This window comes from Bacillus sp. GMa5/1, assembly GCF_050172015.1.
Taxonomy (GTDB): domain Bacteria; phylum Bacillota; class Bacilli; order Bacillales; family Bacillaceae_G; genus Bacillus_A; species Bacillus_A cereus.
Map to the genome: position 1 here is coordinate 1 of NZ_JBNLYC010000362.1, position 2,065 is coordinate 2,065.

Here is a 2,065-nt window from a genome sequence, read left to right on the forward strand (position 1 = left end):
TATGAAAATAAGCTTCCAACCCCATTAGAACAACGTTTATTAGCATTTTACAACTCATTTTCTTATTTATTCGGAACATGAAAATCCATAGTGATATCATGTCCATAAAAAAAATAGAACAAAACCCGAAACCCCTTGGTATGAAAGGGATTAACGTACATTTCATTTTTTCATGTTGGCTCTTAAAGGGGCCCATTTCATCAACTTTTGATTTGCTATAATTAAAATCGGTATATTTTATATTGTACGGATATGTATATTTTAATTTGTATAGGAGGTGAAAAAGATGAGCAAATCATTTGTTATTCGTAATCAACGTAGTCTAGATGGACAATCTACTAATGCGGTTATAGTTACATTAAAATCTTGGCAAGCACTTGTTGATGCATTGGAAGGAAAATACTATAGCTATAAAGATACATACCTTGAAGATATTATTAATCAAATGTCGTATGAAGAACGTATTGCGGATATCGATGGATTTGTTGCACAAGCAAAGCCATCTTTTTCACGTCATACTATTTCAAAAACAATGGGAAGAAAACATAAATTGTACGGTATTACAAATGCAGATCTTGAAGTATTCCTTTACCTACATAAAAAATGCTATACGAATGGTATTATTCCAAACGTAACAGTACATATGCTTTGGGAAGACTATAAGCAATACAAAGAAGAATTGGCATGTATACAGCATTCTCAATTCTATATTGCATTAAAAAAATTAAGCCTACATAACATTATTACGATTGAAAATGAATTAGATAGTCGATACACAATTAAAATAACTCATTTTATGAATGAAGAAACAGAAAAAGCAAATCCTTATGTTTACATTAGTCCTGTAGTCTTTACAAAAGCTTTCTTTGAACTTTCAGTAGCATCTAAGAAGCTATTCTTAGATATTGCTATGCAACAGCATAGAGAAACTACATTAAAACGTTCTTTAGACAAACAGGATGAAAGAGGTAATAAGACTCACTTTGGTGGGATGTACCGCTTTCTACATAAGAAGTATCCACATCAAATTCGTGCAGTTATGAAAGAACTAACGACTGTATTGCCTTGTACAGGAACTCCACTATTCAAAATCTGTAAACTACAAAAAGGGGTTCAAAACAAGAAAAAATACACGACTTTATTTTTATCTATTCATCCAGACTTCTTATGTGGAAAAGAATCAGGCGAACTACAGTATCGTGATCCTTTTACTCCAAAGGTTACGTATGCCCGTAAAGCCCGATTTATTGAATCTACACTACAAGAAATGCATATTGGGGAATTTACACGAGACATGAATAAATTTATTCATGTACTTAAAAATACCTGTCATCGACAAATCCGTAGTGTAATACATAGTTTGCGTGACATGATTGATCGCACTGAAAAATATCCAAGTAAGTTAGTATATACACTGAAAAAATTACTGAATCAAACATCACAGTATCATATTCTTGATACCGCAGCTAAAGAAGGGATTTATCCTCTTATTACACAGCACGTACCAGCAAAACAAAAAGAACAAGCTATATTTGATTTCGGATTGCATTTCTCTATGTACTCTCGCCGAAGCATCAAGAAGCTGTTCCGTAAAACATTTGAGTTATTAAAGAACAAATTTGCCGTACCTGTTACAGAGGAATCTTACCATCGTAATTATCTAAGATATCAAGAAGAAACATTATTTAGAAAATACGCTTATGAACAAGGTGCAAATCTAAATGCTTATATGGCTTTAGAAATAGAAATGCGTGAACTTCTAAAAATAAAAGGACATAAAGAACGCTTTATTCCTAGTGATGTACGTGAATTGTTCATTGAAAAGATAGATAAATTACCAAAAGAAAAGCTAAGGGTAATTGAAGTACCTGGTAGCATAAATTTAATTACCTTTATACGTGCGTTGGAACAGCTGATACGTGCTGGGATTCAAGTAACATCAACTGAACAGGTATTAAAAGTAATGGAAGAAATGTAATCATTTTCAGCTCTCTATATTTGAAAAAAAATCAAAGTAGAGGGCTATTCGTGTTGGCTCTATCATTCAAAGTCTTTCTATTAGATA

The 2,065-nt window shown here is 32.3% G+C and carries 1 protein-coding gene; it reads left to right on the plus strand.

What is annotated here, in order from left to right:
* Positions 1-286: 286 nt before the first annotated feature.
* Complete coding sequence (locus ACQGSG_RS28625) at positions 287-1,978, plus strand: hypothetical protein (protein WP_065705696.1); 1,692 nt, start codon at positions 287-289, stop codon at positions 1,976-1,978.
* Positions 1,979-2,065 lie beyond the last annotated feature (87 nt).

Bases quoted from the DNA above. Each gene is read 5' to 3' on its own strand.
- ACQGSG_RS28625 (WP_065705696.1), top strand. From the start codon at position 287: ATGAGCAAATCATTTGTTATTCGTAATCAACGTAGTCTAGATGGACAA.